Annotated in this window: 22 protein-coding genes and 1 pseudogene; 11 read left to right on the top strand and 12 right to left on the bottom strand. The window is 67.1% G+C overall.

Annotated features, from left to right (window positions below; genetic code table 11):
- Positions 1-109: 109 nt before the first annotated feature.
- The 7 genes and pseudogenes from ACFV15_RS00370 to ACFV15_RS00340 all read right to left on the bottom strand — a co-directional run bounded on the left by ACFV15_RS00370 (position 110) and on the right by ACFV15_RS00340 (position 7,751).
- Entirely contained in the window at positions 110-1,405 is a 1,296-nt protein-coding gene (locus ACFV15_RS00370) for a hypothetical protein (RefSeq protein ID WP_378347947.1), read from the bottom strand.
- 10 nt (positions 1,406-1,415) lie between these two features.
- The gene (locus ACFV15_RS00365; protein ID WP_378347946.1) at positions 1,416-2,015 is read right to left on the bottom strand and encodes a TetR/AcrR family transcriptional regulator; all 600 of its coding nucleotides are present in this window, start codon (positions 2,013-2,015) and stop codon (positions 1,416-1,418) included.
- Positions 2,016-2,074: 59 nt separating this feature from the next.
- Entirely contained in the window at positions 2,075-2,248 is a 174-nt protein-coding gene (locus tag ACFV15_RS00360) for a rubredoxin (RefSeq protein ID WP_378347945.1), read from the bottom strand.
- Positions 2,245-3,572 (bottom strand): annotated as a pseudogene (locus tag ACFV15_RS00355) (fatty acid desaturase). The gene ACFV15_RS00360 and the pseudogene ACFV15_RS00355 overlap by 4 nt, the downstream one beginning before the upstream one ends.
- 170 nt (positions 3,573-3,742) lie before the next feature.
- Positions 3,743-4,954 (bottom strand): PucR family transcriptional regulator, encoded by a 1,212-nt coding sequence (locus ACFV15_RS00350; RefSeq protein ID WP_378347944.1) that lies wholly within the window; start codon positions 4,952-4,954, stop codon positions 3,743-3,745.
- A gap of 117 nt (positions 4,955-5,071) precedes the next feature.
- Positions 5,072-5,530 (bottom strand): (2Fe-2S)-binding protein, encoded by a 459-nt coding sequence (locus ACFV15_RS00345; RefSeq protein ID WP_091290703.1) that lies wholly within the window; start codon positions 5,528-5,530, stop codon positions 5,072-5,074.
- Between the two features lie 10 nt (positions 5,531-5,540).
- Positions 5,541-7,751, bottom strand: a complete 2,211-nt coding sequence (locus tag ACFV15_RS00340) for a molybdopterin cofactor-binding domain-containing protein (RefSeq protein ID WP_378347943.1) — start codon at positions 7,749-7,751, stop codon at positions 5,541-5,543.
- A 192-nt stretch (positions 7,752-7,943) separates the two neighbouring features.
- Between ACFV15_RS00340 and ACFV15_RS00335 the strand changes: the two genes are divergently transcribed.
- Positions 7,944-8,642 carry a zf-HC2 domain-containing protein gene (locus tag ACFV15_RS00335; protein ID WP_378347942.1) on the top strand — a complete coding sequence of 233 codons (699 nt, stop codon included), beginning with the start codon at positions 7,944-7,946 and terminating at the stop codon, positions 8,640-8,642.
- On the opposite strand, the gene ACFV15_RS00330 is transcribed toward ACFV15_RS00335, so the two are convergent.
- Positions 8,626-9,138, bottom strand: coding sequence for a PadR family transcriptional regulator (locus tag ACFV15_RS00330; RefSeq protein ID WP_378347941.1), 513 nt, complete (start codon positions 9,136-9,138; stop codon positions 8,626-8,628). The genes ACFV15_RS00335 and ACFV15_RS00330 overlap by 17 nt on opposite strands.
- A gap of 89 nt (positions 9,139-9,227) precedes the next feature.
- On the opposite strand from ACFV15_RS00330, the gene ACFV15_RS00325 reads away from it, so the two are divergent.
- Together ACFV15_RS00325 and ACFV15_RS00320 are read left to right on the top strand one after the other, a co-directional pair.
- The gene (locus ACFV15_RS00325; protein ID WP_378347940.1) at positions 9,228-9,794 is read left to right on the top strand and encodes a hypothetical protein; all 567 of its coding nucleotides are present in this window, start codon (positions 9,228-9,230) and stop codon (positions 9,792-9,794) included.
- A 14-nt stretch (positions 9,795-9,808) separates the two neighbouring features.
- Positions 9,809-11,113, top strand: coding sequence for a carotenoid oxygenase family protein (locus tag ACFV15_RS00320; protein ID WP_378347939.1), 1,305 nt, complete (start codon positions 9,809-9,811; stop codon positions 11,111-11,113).
- On the opposite strand, the gene ACFV15_RS00315 is transcribed toward ACFV15_RS00320, so the two are convergent.
- On the bottom strand, positions 11,110-11,865 hold the full coding sequence (locus ACFV15_RS00315) for a DUF427 domain-containing protein (protein WP_378347938.1): 756 nt from the start codon (positions 11,863-11,865) through the stop codon (positions 11,110-11,112). The genes ACFV15_RS00320 and ACFV15_RS00315 overlap by 4 nt on opposite strands.
- A 144-nt stretch (positions 11,866-12,009) precedes the next feature.
- Between ACFV15_RS00315 and ACFV15_RS00310 the strand changes: the two genes are divergently transcribed.
- Positions 12,010-13,206: an ROK family protein gene (locus tag ACFV15_RS00310; RefSeq protein ID WP_378347937.1), complete on the top strand. Its 1,197-nt coding sequence runs from the start codon at positions 12,010-12,012 to the stop codon at positions 13,204-13,206.
- Here the strand turns inward: ACFV15_RS00310 and ACFV15_RS00305 are convergent.
- The gene (locus ACFV15_RS00305) at positions 13,203-13,640 is read right to left on the bottom strand and encodes a pyridoxamine 5'-phosphate oxidase family protein (RefSeq protein ID WP_378347936.1); all 438 of its coding nucleotides are present in this window, start codon (positions 13,638-13,640) and stop codon (positions 13,203-13,205) included. The genes ACFV15_RS00310 and ACFV15_RS00305 overlap by 4 nt on opposite strands.
- On the opposite strand from ACFV15_RS00305, the gene ACFV15_RS00300 reads away from it, so the two are divergent.
- Positions 13,639-14,121: a MarR family winged helix-turn-helix transcriptional regulator gene (locus tag ACFV15_RS00300; RefSeq protein WP_378347935.1), complete on the top strand. Its 483-nt coding sequence runs from the start codon at positions 13,639-13,641 to the stop codon at positions 14,119-14,121. The genes ACFV15_RS00305 and ACFV15_RS00300 overlap by 2 nt on opposite strands.
- Before the next feature lie 62 nt (positions 14,122-14,183).
- Here ACFV15_RS00300 and ACFV15_RS00295 read toward each other — a convergent pair whose 3' ends face one another.
- On the bottom strand, positions 14,184-14,990 hold the full coding sequence (locus tag ACFV15_RS00295; protein ID WP_378347934.1) for a hypothetical protein: 807 nt from the start codon (positions 14,988-14,990) through the stop codon (positions 14,184-14,186).
- Entirely contained in the window at positions 14,987-15,475 is a 489-nt protein-coding gene (locus ACFV15_RS00290) for a PaaI family thioesterase (RefSeq protein WP_378347933.1), read from the bottom strand. Before ACFV15_RS00290 ends, ACFV15_RS00295 begins: the two co-directional genes overlap by 4 nt.
- A 75-nt stretch (positions 15,476-15,550) precedes the next feature.
- Between ACFV15_RS00290 and ACFV15_RS00285 the strand changes: the two genes are divergently transcribed.
- From ACFV15_RS00285 to ACFV15_RS00260, 6 genes are all read left to right on the top strand, one after another.
- A complete protein-coding gene (locus ACFV15_RS00285) occupies positions 15,551-16,105 on the top strand; it encodes a TetR/AcrR family transcriptional regulator (protein ID WP_378347932.1) in 555 nt (184 codons plus the stop codon).
- Positions 16,102-16,446, top strand: a complete 345-nt coding sequence (locus tag ACFV15_RS00280; protein WP_378347931.1) for an ArsR/SmtB family transcription factor — start codon at positions 16,102-16,104, stop codon at positions 16,444-16,446. Before ACFV15_RS00285 ends, ACFV15_RS00280 begins: the two co-directional genes overlap by 4 nt.
- A gap of 246 nt (positions 16,447-16,692) precedes the next feature.
- Positions 16,693-17,247 carry an SIS domain-containing protein gene (locus ACFV15_RS00275; protein ID WP_378347930.1) on the top strand — a complete coding sequence of 185 codons (555 nt, stop codon included), beginning with the start codon at positions 16,693-16,695 and terminating at the stop codon, positions 17,245-17,247.
- Positions 17,247-17,480, top strand: a complete 234-nt coding sequence (locus ACFV15_RS00270) for a HypC/HybG/HupF family hydrogenase formation chaperone (RefSeq protein ID WP_378347929.1) — start codon at positions 17,247-17,249, stop codon at positions 17,478-17,480. The genes ACFV15_RS00275 and ACFV15_RS00270 overlap by 1 nt, the downstream gene beginning before the upstream one ends.
- A gap of 12 nt (positions 17,481-17,492) precedes the next feature.
- Positions 17,493-18,173, top strand: coding sequence for an SIS domain-containing protein (locus ACFV15_RS00265; protein ID WP_378347928.1), 681 nt, complete (start codon positions 17,493-17,495; stop codon positions 18,171-18,173).
- A gap of 6 nt (positions 18,174-18,179) precedes the next feature.
- Positions 18,180-19,247, top strand: coding sequence for a hydrogenase expression protein HypE (locus tag ACFV15_RS00260; RefSeq protein ID WP_378347927.1), 1,068 nt, complete (start codon positions 18,180-18,182; stop codon positions 19,245-19,247).
- Positions 19,248-19,256 lie beyond the last annotated feature (9 nt).

The following is a 19,256-nucleotide window of genomic DNA, read 5'->3' as shown; positions in this document are numbered from 1 at the left end:
ACCCCCCCCCACCACAACCCCCCAACAACCAGCCCACCCGCCACACCCCCCCCTCGGGTACTGGTCTTCTTCCCGCCCCACCACCCCCCCCCCAACACTCACGAGCCCTTCACGCGCACTTCGGGAACAAGCCCCGGGTTCCGCCCGTCGCCGCGGGGTCGGTGAACTTGCAGCCGTACCCGGCCGCCGAAACCACGCGCGGGTCGTTGACGACATCGCCTGCCGGACGCTTGCCGGTCTGCACCCACTTGAGCAGGTCGTCCCAGGCCGTGCCCGCCTCGGCCGGGCTGAACTCGCAGTGGTTCGACGTCCGGATCGCCCGCTGCACCAGCGAACCCGAGCGACCGTGCCGCGCGACGTCGTCGCGGTAGGCCTGTTCCATCGAGAACGGGACGAACATGTCGCCGAGCCCGTGCAGGCTCAGCACCGGCGCGGTCGGCCTTCCCGCGATGTGCGGGATCTGGGTCAGCGACGGTGTGAACCGGGCCCACAGGTTGGACGGCGGCACCCTGCGAACGGTCCGGTTGACGTCGACCGGGGTGTTCGGGGTGTACCGGGTGAAGATGTTGGTCGCCAGCTGCGCCGGGAATTCCGCGAGGCTCTGCCCGGTGGGCGCCTCGGCGATCGTGAACAGGAAGTGCTTCCACAGCTCGAAAGAAGCCTCGGCACCCGGCCGTGCCCCGCCGGATCGCTCGACGGTGATCGCCCGCAGCTGCTTGCCGCGGTCGGTCAGCGTCCCGTTCAGCCCGAGCGTCTGCTCCATCTTCGGCACCGCGTTGGTCTGGTAGTCCGCGGGCACCGGATAGGCGTTCACCCCGGAAAGATCCTGAGCCACCAGGTTGAAGTCGTAGAAGAAGTCGAACAGCGCCTGGTCACCGAGCACACCGCACATCGGCAGCGCGCCGGCGTAGAAACCCGGGTACTCCTCCATCGAACGCCCGATGATGTGTCCGCCCATGGACACTCCGGCGAGGTAGACCTCGCGAGGCCGTTTAACAAGCTTTCCGAACAACGACGCCAGCTCGCGGGTCGTCGTAACGCCGGCCTTCACGTCATAGCCGTTGTCGTAGTAGGACGACGCCGCCCACGCGAAGCCCTGGTCGAGCATGCGCTGCCGCAGGCCGTACCCCGGCGGGTCGACGGTCAGCACCTTGCCCTGCCCGCGATAGCCGTGTGCCCACAGTGCGAGCTTGCCGTTCCACTGGGGCGGCACCTCGATGTCGTACGCGGCGTGCCCGTGCACACCTTGCAACACGCGGGTGGGCTTGCCGCCCACCGTCGCGGGCGCCAGCGGTGGGTTGACGATCGTGTACCCGGGCAGCGGCTGGTCGTCGGCGGCCATCGCGGGCGCGGCGGTCACGACCGACAAGGCCACCACGGCGGAAAGGAGCATGCGGATGCGCATGGTTCCAAACCTAGCCGCCGAGCACCTCATCGAGATAGGGCCCGAGCACGGTGACGGTCTCGCGCGCGATCTCGGCTGGCGTGCCGTCCGGCGAAGCCGCGTAACTGACGGCGAGCCGGACGAGGTAGCGCGAAATCCGGTTCAACGCCTCGTGATCGGTGTCCGGCCACTGCTTGACCAGCATCTCGGTCAGCCGGACGGTCGAGCCGTGCAGGATCGGGCCGGCGTGGTTGGTGACCGTCGACAGCAGGCCGTCGCTGTCGTCGCCCGCCACGATCGCCTTGATCAGCGGTTCCTCGGCGGCCGCGGTCAAGAAGACCTCCAGCGCGGCCGCGAGCGCCTCGCGGGGTTCGGCGACATGCGCGACGACCGCCTCTTCGACGGCCGCGAGGAACACCTCGGTCTCGCGCAGGATGTACGCCTCGGCGAACAGCTGACGCGAGCGGAACTCCTTGTACAGCGTCTGCCTGCTGACCCCGGCCGCGGTGGCGATGTCACCCATCTTCAGGTCTTGCCACAACTTCTCGCGCAGCAGGTCGGACGCGGCGTTGAGCAGTGTGTCACGAAGGAGCACCTTCGCGGCTTCGGCGTACGGGACCCGGGGTGCCATGTCCACCACGTTGTCAGCACCCCTAGACCGTGTCAACGAGGTGGACACGATCAGGGCGCTCATGCCCGTTCGACCTCGACCATCACGAAGTCGGCCTTCGCGGCGCCGCAGTCCGGGCACGACCAGTCGTCCGGGATCTCGTCCCACTTCGTGCCGGGCGCGATGTCCTCCTCCGGCCAGCCGAGTGCCTCGTCGTACTCGAACCCGCAGACCTCACAGCGGTAGACCTTCATGCCACGACCTCCTCGAAATCGATCTTCTCCCTGACCCCGCAGTCCGGGCAGCACCAGTCGTCGGGCACGGCGCCCCAGTCGGTACCGGCCGGGAAACCCTCACGCGGCGCGCCTGCCGCTTCGTCGTAGACGTAGTCACAGACCGGACAACGAAACCTGCTCACGACCCGTACCTCGCGAGGATCTTGTCGCGGTTGCGTGGATTGACGTTCGCGAGCGTGATGTCGCCGTCGTAATGCGCGAGCACGCGCTTGTCCATCACTTTCCGCCACAACGGCGGCAGGTAGGCGAACACGATCATCGACGCGTACCCGGCAGGCAGCTGCGGCGCCTGCTCGAAATGGCGCAGCGCCTGATAACGCCGGGTCGGATTGGCGTGGTGATCGCTGTGCCGCTGCAAGTGATAGAGGAAAACATTGGTGCACACGTTGTTGCTGTTCCAGCTGTGCCGCGGCGCGGGCCGCTCGTAACGCCCGCGCGGCTCCTTCTGCCGCATCAGCCCGTAGTGCTCCAGGTAGTTCACGGCTTCCAGCAGCGAGAACCCGAACACGGCCTGGATCAGCAGGTACGGCAACACTTCCACGCCATAGAAAGCGACCAGCGCGCCGAAGAGGACCAAGGTCATCGCCCAGGCGTTGAGCACGTCGTTGCGCAGCGTCCACGGGCTCTTGTTCATCCGGGCGAGCCGGGCTTTTTCCAGTCCCCATGCGGATTTCAGGCTCCCGGCGACCGAGCGAGGCAGGAAACCCCAGAACGTCTCACCGAACCGCGAGCTGGCAGGGTCTTCCGGAGTCGCGACGCGGACGTGGTGCCCGCGGTTGTGCTCGATGAAGAAGTGCCCGTACGCCGACTGCGCCAGCGCGATCTTCGACAGCCACCGTTCGAGCTGGTCTTTCTTGTGCCCCAGCTCATGCGCGGTGTTGATACCGATGCCGGCGACGATCCCGACCGTGACCGCCAGCCCGATCTTGTCCACAATGGACATCGGATGCGTCGTCCACAGCCAGCACGCTACGGCCAGCGAGACGTATTGGATCGGCAGGTAGAGGTACGTGACCCAGCGGTAGTAGCGGTCGTTCTCTAGCCAGTCGATGAGACTGTCGGGCGGGTTCTCCGCGTCGGTGCCGACCAGCAGGTCGATCAGCGGGATGAGGCCGAAGACGATGATCGGGCCAGCCCACCAGAACAGCCCGAGCCCGGTGGCGGACACGAGTCCCCAGGCCAGGAAGGGCGCGGTCGGGATGATCAGGCCGAGCAGCCAGGCATAACGCTTGCCATCCCGCCAGGTCACCTGATCCGGGGCCGCATTCTCGATCGACGTCATGACGCACCTCCTCGTGCTTACACCACTCCGACTCGCGTACCCAAGGTAGACACGGTGACCTCTTGTGTCAACCAACCATCCACAAACGGGCGACGTGTACACGACGAAGGACGCCTTTGGGGGTCGTGAGTGGCACGGCCGGTTCTAACCGGCCAAAACACTCACGACCCCTAGGAGCGGCGGCCCGGCGAAGGCAGATGCGCCGTCTCGGGGAACATGTGCAGCGCACGCAAAGCCGCCCCAAGCTCAGCGATATCGGCAGGGTCCGTCAAAGACCGGCCCAGCTCTTCGGTGATCCGCTTCAGCCGGTGCCGGATCGTGTTGGGGTGACAGAACATCCGCTCGGACGTCAGCTTCGTCGAACCCTGATGCTCGAACCACGCGCGCAACGTCAGCAGCAGCACGTTCCGGTCATCACCCGGCAGGTCCAAGATCGGCCGCAGCACGTGATGCGCGAGCTGCACCGAAGCCTCCGGCGCGCTCGCGACCAGTCCGGCCAGCGGCGATTCGTTGAACTGCACGATCCCCGAGGACCCCGGCATGAGGCTCGACAACGCCACCCGCGCGAGATGCAACGCCCGCGCCGTATTGGCCAGCCCGGTGAACACCGGACTCACTCCGATCCGCCCCGAAGAATTCTCGCGCAGCAATTCGATCAGTACCTGCGACGCCTCGGGATCCCGCATCGAAACGACACCCACCTGCAGATCCGGCGTCAGCCGCCAAGCCGAAGCGTGACACCGCTCGCGCAGCCGGGTTTCCATCTGCGGCAACGGTTCCTGGCCGACTGACGGCGCTTCCGCGGCGACCACGACGAACGTTCCGTCCAGCGACAGTTCCAGCACCCGCGCGATGTCCCACAGCGAACCCTCGGTGCCGCCGGCGAACAACGCCTCCACCAAAGCCGAGCGACGGTTCTGCTGGGTGAGCATCAGTTCGGCGGTCGCCTCGCGGTAGGCCGTGGTCAACGCCTCGGCGTAGTCGTCCACAAGCGCCCAGATCGCGGTCGTCGCCGCGACCAGACCGTCGAGATCGTGGCGCGCGCCGGTCAGCTCGACGAACTTGTGCCAGACCTCCGTGAGCCCGATCCGGTACGCGCGCAGGAGTTCCGGGAGCGGCGCGCCTTGGAGCGCGCGGGCGCGGCCGGTCGCGCGCGCCTGCGAAAGGTCCGGTGAGCCCGAACCCGTGAGCGTTCGCATCACGAAACCGAGATTGACCCGCACCGACTCGTGCAGCTGGTCGTAAGAGACGAATTGGGCGTCGTGGTAAACCGGCATCTCGTCGAGGATCTGCTCGACGGTGTTCTTGATCATTTCCGGCAGCCGGTTTTCCACCTCGGCGGCCAGTTCCGCGACCTCGGGAGCGATGTCGACGTAATGCATGGCTTCCTCGGTCCTCCTCGCTGAGTACCTGGAAGTCGATATTTAACACCAGTTCGGCCGAACAGCCTACGCCGCTCCGCGTATGCGGCGTTAGCCTGCCCGGCCGAACCGCAGGTGCTACCGCATCTTGGCGGCCGCGCTCTTGATCGCCTCCCTGATCCGGAAGTACGAACCACAGCGGCAGACGTTCTCGATCGCGTCGATCTGCGCGTCCGTGGGGTTCTTGGTCTGCTTCAGCAACGCGACCGCCGCCATGATCTGGCCCGGCTGGCAGTACCCGCACTGCGCGACATCCTGCTCCAGCCAGGCTTCCTGGACCGGGTGCAGCACGTCGCCGTCCGCGAGTCCCTCGATCGTCGTGACCTCCTTGCCCTCGGCCTCGGAAACCGGGACCACGCAAGGATTGATGGCGGCGCCGTCCAGATGACTGGTGCACGCCTTGCAGACGTTGATGCCGCAGCCGTACTTCGGCCCGCGGACCTTGAGCTTGTCACGCAACGCCCACAGCAGCGGCAGGTCGGCGGGCGCGTCGACGGTGACGGGCTTTCCGTTCACGGAGAAGGTGTAGGTAGGCAAGTGAAACTCCTCAGCGCGGGAACGGTTCGAAGTCGACCGGGAAGTTGATCGGGAAGCTACGCGGCTTGATGCCGGTCGCGCGCGCGTACGCGTTGGCGATCGCGCCGACCGGAGCCGGCAGGCCCAGCTCGCCCGCGCCGCCCGGCTCGTCGCCGGTGGCGGGCATGACGAACACCTCGACCTGCGGCGGCGAGTTCTTCTGCCGCGCGTAGTGGAACTGTGAGTAGCTGCCTTCCAGCGGCAAGCCCTTGTCGATGTGCAGCCCCGCGGTGAGCGTCGTCGAGATCGCGTCGGTGAGCCCGCCGAGCATCTGCGACTGCAGCCCGCGCGGGTTGACCGGCCTTCCGACGTCGACCGCGATGGTCGCCTTGGTGACGCGAGGCTTCTTCGGGTCACGCGCGTCGATTTCGACCAGGCACGCGGTGTACGACTTGTACTCGCCGTGCACGGCGACGCCCTGCGCGAAGCCCTTCGGCATCGCCTTGCCCCATTCGCCGAGTTCGGCGACCTTCTCGAGCACCTTGCGCTGACGGTCGACCTTGATGAACTCCTTGCGGAAGGCAACCGGGTCCTTGCCGAGCTTCGCGGCGATCTCGTCGACCATGATCTCTTCCGCGCCACGGGTGTTCGCCGAATACACCGACCGCCACGCGCCGGTGTGGAACTTCAGCGGCACCTCGTTGAGCAGCTGCGTGGTGACGCCGAAGTTGTACGGCGACTTGATGGTCAGCAGGAACACGGTCTGCGCGAAGCTCAGGTTCCCGCCGACCGGCAGCTTCGCCGCGAACGCGGTGAGGATCTCGCCGAGCCCGTGCCCCCAGTCGGTCTCGATGCTGGCGACGCGGTGTTCGAACGTCAGCACCTGCCCGAGCGCGAAGGTCGCGCGGATCTTGTGGTGACTCGCGGCGCGGGCGCGGCCGTGCCGCATGTCGTCGATGCGGCTCCACATCAGCCGGACCGGCTTCTTCATCGCCTTCGAGATCTGCGCGGCTTCCAGCGCCGCGTCGAAGAACAGCCTGCGGCCGAACGACCCGCCACCCTGCTGGACGTGCACGGTGACCTTGTTCTCCGGCAACCCGATCGCCTGCGCGATGCTCTGCTTCGCCAGGATCGGCGACTTCAGGCCCGCCCAGATGGTCGCGTGGTCGTCGCGGACGTCGGCGACCGCGGAGTTCGACTCCAGCGGCGCGTGGCTGACGAACGCGAAGTCGAACTCGGCGTCGACGTACTGCGTGAGCAGTGGCGGGACGACGAACGGCAGCGCCGCCGCGCGCAGCTTCTTCTTGATGGTGTCGTTGTTCTCGCCATCGACCGTGCCGGGGTTCCAGGTGACGTCGAGTGCTTCCTTGCCGTCGAGCGCCTGCCCGAACGTCTCGGCCATCACCGCGACCCCGGTCGGCACCACCGCGAGATCGATGATGCCGGGCATCGCGCGGACGGCGGCCTCGTTGTTGACCTTCTCGACCGTGCCGTTGATGCTCGGCGGGCGCCGGACCATCACCGGCATCGCGTCGGGCACATCGAGGTCGAGTGTGTACTGCAGCTGCCCGGTCACCATGGCCCGCGCGTCCTTGCGCGAGGTCGGCGTGCCGACAAGCGTGAAGTCGGCCTCGCGCTTCAAGGTCGCGTTCGCGGTCAGGTCCGTGCGCGCCGCGAGCGCGGAAAGCGCGCCATAGGTCGACTTCCGCCCATCCGGCGCGTACACCGCACCATCCCTTGTGGACAGCCGGGCGGCGTCGGCGTTCCACTGCTTCGCGGCGGCGGCGACCATCCTGGCGCGCGCGGACGCGGCGGCGGCCCGCACCGGCCCGTACACCGAGCGGATCGTGTTCGACCCACCGGTGAGCTGGTTGAACAGCAGCTCCGGCCTGGCGTCGGACAGCACCACCTCGACCTGCTCCAGCGGCAGGTCCATCTCCTCGGCGACGAGCATCGCGGTGGCGGTGGTGATGCCCTGGCCGACCTCGGCGCGCGGCAGTTCGAGGCGGACCTTGCCCTCGGCGGAGACGCCGAGCACGAGCATGTTGGCCGTCGGCGCGCACGACAACGTCAAGACGTCGCCGAGGTCGAGGATTTCGGCGGGACCGGGCAGCGTCGGGATGACGGCTTCGGCCGCGTCGGGCGAGACGGCGTCGGCGGTGATCTTCGTGGCGAGCGTGAGCGTGGGCGCGGCGACCAGGAAGGTCAGGAACCGGCGCCGATCCGTGGTGGGTTGGGACATCACATCCCTTTCGGCAGTGTCGGGGGACCAGCCACGCTAGGCACGGCATTCGGCGCAGTCAACGTTCCGTAGTCGTGTCGATGTATCTCTGTCACGAGGTGACACCCAGCACCGGCGAATGTGTGCCGGGCCACATTTCCGGAGTCCGTGTAAACCGGGAACTACCTTGACCCACTCGGCGACTATTGACCCGTGACGTGTGAGTTGTGCCGGGAAGCGCTCTCCGCCCGCCTCGACGGCGAAGCGGAGCCGAGTGGCGATGTCGATCAGCATCTGGCCGGCTGTCCGGCGTGCTCGGAATGGCACGCCCGCGCCCGGCGCCTGCACCGGTCGATGCTGCTGCACGCCGCACCCCCGGTCCCCGATCTCACCGAGCTGATCCTCGAACGCACGCCGGCGCCGAGCGCCGAGCGCTGGCCTGCCCGGATCGCGCTCGGAGTGGTCGCCGTCGCCCAGCTGACGCTGTCATTCGCGCAGCTGCTCGGCATCGACAACCTGCACGGGGCACACAGTGAGCACCTCTCGCACGAGAGCAGCGCGTGGAACCTCGCGATCGGCGTCGGGCTGCTGTGGGCGGTCGTGCGCACCAGGACCGCGGCGGGCCAGCTGCCGGTGCTGACCGGGTTCGTGCTGGTACTGGGCGTGCTTTCGGCAGGTGATCTGGTCAATCAGGCGGTCACCGCCGGACGCCTGCTCTCCCATGGGCTCGTCGTGCTCGGCCTGATCCTGCTCTACGTCGTGCACCGGCAGCATCGCTCGCACGACCCGAACCCGGCCGCGACCGAAGACGCGGACGACGACGAAACCGTCAGCACCGGCACGGGAACCGAGCTGCCGGAGCACGAACGGCAGCGGTCGCGGTTCAAACGGCCGGCTAGCCGAACTGCTTGAGCGACCATTCCGCCCAGTCGCACAACATGGTCAGCTGCCGCAGGCCGAACTCGAGTGACATCCGGCCGTACCTCGCGCCAGGGCCGGGACCCCATTCGGTCACCCGCTCGATCTCACGGAGCGCTTCGAGCCGCTCCTGGAAGACCTCCAGGTTCTTCTGAAGGTAGGCCTTCGCCTCATCCGGCGGCAGGACACTGAGGAAGAACACCCGCAGCAGGCGGTCATCGCGCTTGGTGCCTTCGGGGACCACTTCGACGAGCCAGTGCCGGAGGTCGGCATGCCCCTCCGGGGTGACCTCGTACTCCTTGCGCCCGCGTGGCCCCTCGGCCGCGACCCGCACCAGGCCCGCTTTCTCCATCTTCCCGAGCTCGCCGTAGAGCTGACTCTGCGTCGCCGGCCACACGTAGGTGAACCGCTCCTCGAAGCGTTTCAGCAGGTCATAACCACTTCCCGGCTGCTGGGCGAGCAGGCCGAGCACAGCGTGACGAAGGCTCATATCGGACACTCTACCTTCCACTATTGACATGTGCCGAACTGACCCTCTAACTTCGACATGTCAAAGTTGGAACGTTGAAGGATGGGGCCATGAACTACCTGCGCAGCTTTCTCCCTTGGATCGTCTTCGCGGTGATCGCGACGCAGTTCGACTGGCGCTACTCCGGGCTCGCCGGTGTCGTGCTCTCGGCGGGCGTCCTGATCTGGGAGCGCCGGAACGGGCGGGCATGGGACAGCGTGGTCATCGAGCTGAGCGCACTGGGATTCTTCGTGCTGCTCGCCGGATTCGCCTTCGCCTTCCCCGATTCCGCGGTCCGCGACCAGGTGGACCCGCTGTCGTCGGCCTGGCTGGCGCTGACCGCCTGGCTCTCGATCGCGATCAAGAAGCCGTTCACGCTCGGCATCGCCCGCACGATGGTCCCCCGCGAACTCTGGGACAACCCGGTTTTCCGCCGCACCAACGTGATCATCACCGCCGTCTGGGCCGCGAGCTTCACCGTCCACGCGATCGCCGGCGCCGTGCTGCTGGCCTTCGCGCCGCACGCCACCGTCGCGCTCATCACGATCAAGGTGCTCGGGTTCGCCGTGCCGATCGTGTTCACCATCCGCTACCCGAAGATCGTCCGCGCCAGGGCGACCGTCCACACCGCACAGTGAGGAACTGACCGGAGATGGCCACCACCACCTTCCACCGCACAGGCAACTACGCCCCGGTGCACGACGAGCTGACCGCGTACGACCTCGAGGTGACCGGCGCGATCCCGCCGGAGCTCACCGGCTGGTACCTGCGCAACGGCCCGAACCCGCGCGACGAGAACAAGCACTGGTTCATCGGCGACGGCATGCTGCACGGCGTCCGGCTGGAGAACGGCCGCGCCGCCTGGTACCGCAACCGCTGGGTCCAGACCGAGAGCTTCCTCGACCCGAACCGAACCCTCTACCGCGTGGACGGCAGCCGAGACCTGCGCGTCGCCAACGCGAACACGCACATCGTCAACCACGCGGGCCGCACGCTCGCGCTGGTCGAGGTGTCACTGCCCTACGAGGTCTCGAACGACCTGGAGACAGTCGGCGCGTACGACTTCGGCGGCAGGCTGCGGACGCCGATGACCGCGCACCCGAAGATCTGCCCCATCACCGGGGAGCTCCACTTCTTCGGCTACGACACGCGGCCGCCGTACCTGACCTATCACCGGGCCGACGCGGAGGGGGACCTCGTCGTGTCGCAGCCCATCGAGGTCCCCGCGCCGACGATGATGCACGACTTCAACCTCACGGCGAACCATGTGGTCTTCATGGACCTGCCGCTGGTGTTCGACCGCGCGCTGGCAGGTACCGGCGAGATGCCTTACCGCTGGGACGATCACTACGGCGCCCGCCTCGGCGTGCTCCGCCGAGACGATCCGACCGGCGCGGTGCGCTGGTTCACGATCAATCCGTGCTACGTGTTCCACGCACTCAACGCGCATGAATCGGGCGACCGAATCGTGCTGTACGTGATCCGGCAGGAACGCACATGGCACAAGGGCTATCCGGACACCGCTCCCCTGCTCTGGCGCTGGACCATCGATCTCACCACCGGTTCGGTGCACGAGGAGCAGGTCGACGACGGGCCGTGCGAGTTCCCGCGTGTCGACGACCGGCTCGCCGGCCTCGACTCGCGTTTCGGGCACGCGACCGGCACGAACGGTCCCGGCGCCGAGGCGCCGACCACACTGCGCCGGTTCGACCTGCACCGCGGCACGGTCGAGACCTACGACTTCGGCAAGGGCCGTACCCCTGGCGAGGCCGTGTTCGTGCCGTCAGGCGACGGTGAAGCGGGCTGGCTGATGACCTACGTCTACGACGCGGCGAGGGACGGCAGCGACCTGGCCATCGTCGACCCGACGGACCTGAGCGGTCCGCCGGTCGCCACCGTCCACCTGCCACAGCGGGTGCCGGCCGGGTTCCACGGCAACTGGATCCCTGAGGCTTAGCCGAACTTGCTCTTCGGCCGATCCTGCAGCACCCCGTCGACATAAACGTCGACCTTTTCGTTGAGGAACGACACGAGCCCGATGATCTTCTGGCTCTCCGGCAGCGGCGTGTCGTAGCCCCAGACCAAGTCCTTGTGCAGCTCGTCGCCGATCCGGACCGAGTGATAGCCGGCCGTTCCCTTGTACGGGCAGTGGGTCACGGTGTCGCTCGGCTCCAGCAGATCGAGCCGGACGTCGGTCTTGGGCAGGTAGTACCGGGTGGGGAGCCCGGTCTCGAACAGCAGGCGCGGGCGGACGGAGTCGGCGACGGTGACCCCGCCGACCTCGATCCGCACGTGCCGCGAACTGGCGAGGATGTCCACCCGCACACCGGGGTCGCGGGGATGGACGAAAATCTCCTCGTCTTCTTCGAACCACGCGTCCATCGCGTCGAACTCGAAACGGACATGCCCCGTCAGCTCTTCGATCGGGGACGTGTCGTAGATCTGCGCCGCGTCAACAGCTTCCCGCTCACCGACGCGCACGGACGCGAGCGCCGCGTCGCCCCTGCTCGGGGAATGTTTCGTGAGATTCCCACGGATCAGGACTTCCCCGGAGACGTCCTCAAGGGGGAAGTAATATGCCGGGAAATAGGGAACTTCCCAGACCATCAGCGGGCGGGTGCTATCGGCGACAACACGCCCGCCGAAAACCACCCGTACCCGTTTGGTCCCGTGCTCTACCCGAACTCGGCCACGCACTGCTGTGTTCATGACCGGATCAACCAGGAAGGACACCGTAGTATTTCGTTGCTCACTAAATGCGTGGATTTTGTAAACGTTCTTACCCACTGCTCACCCGCTGCGGATAGTTTGTAAGGGTTGAGCCAGGGAGAGTCGAGTAGAGAGGGGGCTTGGGTGGTTGGCGTCGAAACCCCGCCGGTGGGCACCCCCGCGGGGATGCGCAAGATCAATCAGCGTGCGGTGCTGGATCTGTTGCGCCGCAACGGTCCGTCAACGCGGCCGCAGGTCGCGAAGGACACCGGGCTGTCGAAACCCACGGTGAGCCAGGCGTTACTGGCGCTGGAGGCGGCGGGCCTCGCGCGCGCCACCGGGCACACCTCCACCGGCACCGGCCGTTCGGCGGTGCTGTACGAAGCCGACCCGACCGCGGGCTACGTGCTGGGCATCGACATCGGCCGTGAGCACATCCGGGTCGCCGTCGCGGACCTCGGCGGCACGGTCGTCGCCAGGCGCGACGAGCGCAACACCGCACGCTCCGGGGTGGCGCTGGTCGCCGCCGTCGGGCGGCTCGCGGAGGAAACGGTGCAGGTCGCGGGCCTGCGCCAGGACGACATCGTGTCCAGGGTGCTCGGCAGCCCCGGCGTCGCCGACCCGCACCGCCGCTGTTTCCGGCATGCGCCGAACCTGCCCGGCTGGGGCAAGGCCGGACTGCTCACGGAACTCGAAGCCGCCGTCGGCCCCGATCTCGTGATCGAAAACGACGCGAACCTCACCGCGGTCGGCGAGTGGGAGCAGGGCGCCGCGCGCGGCGTCGACGTGTTCGCCGCCATCACCGTCGGCACCGGTGTCGGCATGGGATTGATGGTGCACGGCGAAGTCTTCCGCGGCGCCACCGGCGCGGCCGGGGAAATCGGTTACCTGCCTTACGGTCAGATGCGCGCGAACGCCGACGTCACCGCCGAACCACCCGCACGTGGTCACCTCGAAGAGGCGACGGCGGCGCAGTCGGTGGTGCGCGGGGCACGCGAACTCGGCCTGGGCACGGCGAAATCCGCGCGCGAGGTTTTCCGATTGGCCCGTGAGGGTGACGAACTGGCCCAGCGCGCGGTCGAAGCCGAAGCCGACCGGTTGGCCTACACGGTCGCGTCCATCGCCGCGGTCATCGACCCGGAACTGGTGGTACTCAGCGGAGGCATGAGCACCAACGCCGATCTCCTGCGCGAGCCGATGGACCGCGCACTGCACACGTTCACCCCATTGGTCCCGACCATTGTCCAAGGTGAACTCGGCGACGACGCCGTGGTGGCGGGCGCGATCGCGGTCGGTCTCCGCGCGGCTGAAGAGATCGTGTTCGAGCGCAGAGCGGGTTAAGCCTCTTTTTGCCACGAATGCTTCGCGGTGCTGAGCCGCCAAGGGGTGAGCTTGAGCACGCTGTAACTGTCCTCGGGTCCGAGCATGCCGGCGTCGTACCCGAGTGGCGGTTCGGCATTGGCGAAGAGCGCGCGGACCCTGTCTTTGTCCGACGGCGCCCACTCGGCATCGCATTCGGCGACGGCGATCTCGTGCGCCGGATCCCAATACGAACATGACACGTACGGGTGATTCGCGAGATGCGCCAGCTTGAGTGGCGTCGGCCTGCTGAACACCCACCCGGTGACCTGATCGCCTTCGCGCTCCCAATACGGATGCACCACCCGCGACCGCGGCCGCCCCCGCCGGTCGACGGTGACCAGCGTGCACCACACGATCCGGTGCGCGACACGCACGAAGTCGTCGAGCAGTTCTGCGCTAGGATTCACAACCATGGTTGTGGATGCTACCCCGTCAGATCTCGACTTGTCTCTGGTCTCGCTGTTCGCCGGCTGGGCGTTGACCGACGAAGTCCAGCGCCGCCTCGCGGCCGACGGCTTCACCGAACTCCGCTTCAACGACGGCGTGGTCTTCCAGCACGTCCTCGCCGGGCCGCTCTCGATCACGGCTCTGGCCTCGCGGATGGGCGTGACCCAGCAGGCGGCCTCGAAGGCGGTGGCCGACCTGGAACGCCGCGGCCTCCTCGTCCGCCGCCCCGCCCCAGAGGATGCCCGGACCAAACTGCTCCACCTGACCCCGCATGGCCAAGCCTCGGTCGAGGCGGCCCGCGTACACCGGGCCGTCCTCGAAGCCGAGCTGACCAAGGCCTTCGGCGAGACCCGTATCGCCGCGGCCCGCACGCTCCTGACCTCGATCATCACCCGCTATGGCTCCCCCGACGCCATCCGCACCCGGCGCGTCCGCCCACCCGCCTGACCTGAAAAAGCCCCAATGCGTCCTTCGGTCCGTGCCCGGGACCGAACGACGCATTCGGGTTTTCAGGGTGCGGGGGCACCGACAGGGTTGGGGTAGGGAATCACCGAGGGAACCAGGCGCCGGGCGATCGGACGCAGGAACGACTCCAGGGTTTCCAAGTCTCCCAAGGGGATCGACACGTACGGAACAGCGCCGAGCGCATCGGTCCGAGCCTCGATGTGCGAGCGCAGCGCTACCCCGGAAGCCGTCAAAGCACCTGAGGCGATCAACCCTCTCGCGACAAGACGCGAGACACCCGCGTCCCACTCCTCATCCGTCCAGCCCCGCGCGCGCTGCACCATCGCCCGGCTCCCATCGGCGGCGTCGCGCAGCGCGTGCGCCTCGACCCCATCGATCCCCTCGGCTGCCAGGACGGCATTGTGCCCATCGCCCCGATGCTCCCGAAGCACCGTGCACGCATGCCACAAGGCACCTACCGGATCCGACGGCCAAGGCAGCGCCGCATTGGCAGCTCCCAAAGGACGCCCGGCCCACCCCACGGCCGACACGAGCGACCGCAACGTCCCGAGCACCGGTACCTCGAAAGAGCCCAAAACGGCCACAGCACCCGAAAGCCGGGCCTCGAGCGCCGCCGAGGGCGAAGCGATAGACCACACCTCGGGCAACGACCGCGCCAGGAAACCAGGCGAGAAGTTGTAGAACACCGCGCTCACCAGGCCGAGCGGAGCCGCCCCCATCGGCGCCGCGCGCATGGCCACATACCCGCGCCAGAAACCGCGCAACCCCACCGCCTCGTGCGCCGCCCTGGCCTCCGGGGCGAAGTAGGTGACGTCGTGAATGGTCTCCATGGAGACCCAGAGCGACTTCACGGCTTCATGATCAGGCAGGTGCTCGATGCTGTCGCGAGCAGCTTGCCGTCGGCGTCGCGCAGGTCGGCCTCGGCGAAGGCGATGCGGGAGCCGGGCTTGACCACCCAGCCGTGCGCGCGGATCTCGCCGGTGTGGCCATGGATGGCGCGCAGGAAGTTGACCTTCAGCTCGACCGACGTGTAGCCGACGCCCGCCGGCAGCGTCGTGTGGACGGCGCAGCCGATGGCCGAGTCGAGCATCGTGGCCGCGACGCCGCCGTGGACCATGCCGATCGGGTTGTACAGCGACTCGTCCGGCGTCGCGGCGAAGATAACGTCGCCGGGGCCGATGATCTTCAGTGTCATGCCGAAGTGCGCGGCGATCGGCGGCTGCGGGAACCGGCCCTCGACGATGCCGGTCATGTACTCCAGCCCGGACAGCTCGCGGCCCGCCTCCGCGGTGGCCAGCGGGTCTTCCCAGGTGATGGTCTTCTCGCGTACTGCCATGTCGACTCCCTCTATGACGATCGTCCTAACGATCGGCTAGGACGATCGTCATAGTCAAGGGGTAAGCTCGTAGACGTGCCAGACCCCACAACCCGCGACCGCATGGTCACCACCGCGATGCAGCTCTTCCGCCGCGAGGGCTATCCGGCCACGTCATGGCGGCGGCTCATCGAAGCGGCGGGCACGCCATGGGGCTCGGCGTATCACCACTTCCCCGGAGGCAAGGAAGAACTCGGCGTCGCGGCCATCGAGCTCGGCTCACAGATCGTCCAGAAGACCGTGCGACGCGCCTTCGAGAAGCACGAACGGACCGAAGACGCGATCCGCTGGTGGTTCGGCAAGGCCGCGCAGTCCCTCGCCGAGGACGACTACCGCGGCGGCTGCCCGCTCGCCACGATCACCCTCGAAATGGCGCACGCGTCGGACAAGCTCACCGAGGCCGCCAGGCAAGCGTTTGCCTCCTGGCACGAGCTACTGGTGAAAAACCTTCAGTCACACGAAGACCCCGAAGACCTGGCCATCGCCATCATGAACAACCTCGAGGGCGCGCTGCTGCTGAGCCGGATCCACCGCTCCCCCGACGCGCTGAACCGGGCGGCGGAGCACGTCGTCGCTATCATTCAGCGGTGAACACCGAGCGGCGGCTGATCGACCCCGAGCAGGTCGACGCGGCACTCGCCGGCCTCGGCGACCGCGGTGTCGTCGAAGAATGGGCTCGGCGCTTCTCTCTTGTCGCGGATCCGTCCCGGCTCACCCTGCTGGTGTGCATCCACTACGCCAAGGAGATCTCCGTTTCGGATCTCGCGGTCACCGCGGGCATGACCGACTCGGCTGTCTCGCAGGCGCTGCGACTGCTTCGCGCACACGGTCTCGTCACCGCGCACCGCACCGGCCGCGTGGTCCGTTACCGCTTGGCCGACGCCACCGTGCACGACCTCATCCACCTAGTGCGGCCACATCCGGCGGGGTAACCGATCGGTTTAGGCAATAACTGACCGCCTGAGCAGGTGGAACCCTCGTTTGGCGGCTTCGGGCGCGACTCTGGGTCACAGTCGCGGCGCAATGGGCTGAAAGCACCAAGACCCTGGTTGTGTGATCCAGGTAGCAGTTCTACCTTGAGATGTCTGCCTCCCACCACTGAGGAAGTGACAGCCGTGACGTGGTCTTCTGCTGGTCAGAGCGCTGTTCAAGCGCTATTCGACCGGCGAGAAGGGCCTGTGCTCGACTTGGCCGAACAGGCCGAGCCGGTGGCACGCGCCTGCCACGCAATGGCACTGCGCTTCCACCGTGGCGGGAAACTGGTCGTTTTCGGTAACGGCGGGCCCAGCACGGACGCCCAGCATGTCGCTGTGGAGTTCGTGCACCCGGTCATCGTGGGGAAGCGGGCGCTGCCCGCGATCTCGCTCACCGCCGACATCGCGACACTGACCGGTATAGCCAACCGCGTCGGCCTCGCCGACGTGTTCGCGCACCAAATCCGCATCCTGGCCGAACCAGCGGACATCGCACTGGGCATCTCCACCGATGGAAACTGTGAAAACGTGCTGGCCGGTCTTCGGGCCGCGGGCACGCTCGGCATGCTCACCGTCGCCCTCACCGGCGGCGATGGCGGCCTCATCGCCGGCATGAAGGACCTGGACCACGTCCTGATCGCCCGGTCGACGGATCCCCGAGTGGTGAAGGAGGTTCACGTGACCACGTACCACGTCTTATGGGAGCTCGTGCACGTGTTCTTCGAACAACCGGGCGTCCTGACACCGGAGGTGGCGTGATGAACGCCGATGACGCGGTCAGAGTGGCTGCGCCCTCGTGTCACGAGGGCGTCTGCATCACCTGCTCGGACACCGCCGTCGAGGTGACGGTGGTCGAACTGCTCGACCACGAACTCGCCATCGTCGAGACCGGTGCCGGCCGGGAAGAGGTCAGTGTCGCCCTGGTTTCGGCCGGGGTCGGCGACCGCGTTCTCGTACACGCCCGCGAAGCGATCGCGCGACTGGACCCTTAGGAGTTGAGCGCCATGACACGGGAACACACTCCCGTGGGCGCAAGCGGACTCGAGGAGCTCTACCCGTTCCTCTATTCCGCTTCCGTTGATCTCGACGCCGTGCTGCGACAGGTCCGTCAGTCTACTGTGGACAAAGCACACGAGATCATCGCCTTGCGCCGCACAGTGCTCGAAAGCGATGGTGAGCGCCTCTACGACTGCGCGCAGGAGCTCGCACGCGCATTCGCAGGCGGCGGACGCCTGCTCGCTTTCGGCAACGGTGGCAGCTCCACGGACGCGCAGGACCTCGCGAGCCTGTTCCTCAGCCCCGCCGGCGACGCACGGCCGCTGCCGGCGTTCGGCCTGACGAACGACATCGCAGTGGTGACCGCGCTGTCCAACGACATCGGTTTCGACGTCGTGTTCGCACGCCAGCTCGCCGCGTTCGGCAGGGCGGGCGATATCGCTATCGGACTTTCCACCAGCGGGAACTCCGCGAACCTGTTGCGTGCCTTCGATGAGGCGGCCAGGCGCGGCATGGTGACCGTTGGCATCTCCGGCTACGACGGCGGCAAGATGGCCGAACTCGACACGATCGACTACCTGTTCGTGGTGCCTTCTCCTTCGGTGCACCGCATTCAGGAAGCTCAGACAACTCTGTACCACGCGCTGTGGGAGCTCACCGTCAGCGCGCTCGCCGACATCCAAGGGTGATCAGCCGTGACTACAGCTTCGGAACCCAAGCACGCCCAGGAAGAAGAGAAACCGATTCATATCCTCTGGATCAACGCGGGCTTGTCCTGTGACGGCGACTCGGTGGCTTTGACAGCCGCGACCCAGCCGAGCATCGAGGAAATCGTGCTCGGGGCGCTACCCGGTCTGCCCAAGATCCAGGTGCACTGGCCATTGATCGATTTCGAGTGCGGGCCCGACAAGGGCGCGGACACGTTCATCGAATGGTTCCACAAAGCCGACAGAGGAGAACTCGAGCCGTTCGTGCTCGTCATCGAGGGCTCGATCCCGAACGAGGCCATCAAGAAGGAAGGCTACTGGTGCGGGTTCGGCAACAACCTCGACACCGGCGAGCCGATGACCACCAGTGAATGGCTCGACCGCTTGACGCCCAAGGCATTGGCGGTGGTCGCCGCGGGCACGTGCGCCTGTTACGGCGGCATCCACGCCATGGAGGGCAACCCGACGGGCGCGATGGGCGTGCCCGACTATCTCGGCTGGGACTGGAAGTCGGCGGCGGGCATCCCGATCGTGTGCATCCCCGGCTGCCCGACGCATCCCGACAACTTCTCCGAAACGCTGACCTACCTGCTGTACCAGGCGTCGGGCCAGGCCCCGATGATCCCGCTCGACGACAATCTCCGTCCGCAGTGGCTCTTCGGCGCCACCGTGCACGAGGGCTGCGACCGTGCGGGCTACTACGAGCAGGGCCAGTTCGCCGAAACCTACGACTCGCCCAAGTGCCTGGTCAAACTCGGCTGCTGGGGCCCAGTCGTGAAGTGCAACGTGCCCAAGCGTGGGTGGATCAACGGCGTCGGAGGTTGCCCGAACGTCGGCGGGATCTGCATCGGCTGCACGATGCCCGGCTTCCCCGACAAGTTCATGCCGTTCATGGACGAGCCGCCAGGCGCGCACATCTCGTCGATGGCCAGCGGCGCGTACGGCTCGGTTATCCGGCGCCTGCGCAAGATCACCGAACGCAAGGCGGACAAGGAACCCAAGTGGCGTCACAAGGGTAAAGCACTCGAGACCGGCTACCGCTCTTCTTGGCGCTGAAGGGAACTG

Source organism: Amycolatopsis sp. NPDC059657 (assembly GCF_042734395.1).
Taxonomy (GTDB): Bacteria; Actinomycetota; Actinomycetes; order Mycobacteriales; family Pseudonocardiaceae; genus Amycolatopsis.
Note: the sequence above shows the minus strand (reverse complement) of the source record. Positions and strands in the feature narration are given on the sequence as shown.